The 581-nt window shown below is 45.6% G+C and carries 1 protein-coding gene; it reads left to right on the top strand.

The genetic code is table 11. From position 1 onward, the window contains the following. Positions 1 to 581, top strand: a 581-nt coding sequence (locus AC2SLT_RS13135) for a GA-like domain-containing protein (RefSeq protein ID WP_486548098.1), incomplete at both ends; no start/stop codon positions are given.

Here is a 581-nt window from a genome sequence, read left to right as displayed (position 1 = left end):
AAAAAAGCGGAGCAAGCAGCGAGCCAGGCGCTAGAACAAGCTGAGCAAGACAACGTCATAAATCCAGATGAGTACAGCACTTTAAGAGATGCTCAGCAGCAAGCAGCGATAACCAAAGCAGTTGCAGAGCAAGCAGTATCACAGCTGCCTGACAGTGAAGGTAAAAACACCTTTAGCACTGAGCTTAAGTCATTAACAGGTATCACAGTACCAAGTGCTGATGATGTTAACTCTAACGGCATCAAAGACAGTGTTGATACACAGATTAGTCAAGTAGATCAGCTCATTAAACAGGCTGCTGACTTACAACAGCAAGCAGAAGAGATAGCGGCTCGCAGTCCATTTAGCACAGAAGATAAAGAGCAGCTAGAGGTATTAAACACGCAGATTGGAGCAGCTAAGCAGGCGGCATCAGAGGCAATTGATAGTATTGAGCCAAACAACGATACTGAAACATCAGCCAAAGATGCGCTTGTTGCGCGAGAACAAGCAGTTGAGCAGGTAGTTGTACCTAGCGTAACTGATGCTAACAATGATGGCATCAATGACCTAACGGATGCACAAAACAAAGTAGCGGCAGC

Source organism: Psychrobacter sp. CX18 (genome assembly GCF_057396215.1).
Note: the sequence above shows the minus strand (reverse complement) of the source record. Positions and strands in the feature narration are given on the sequence as shown.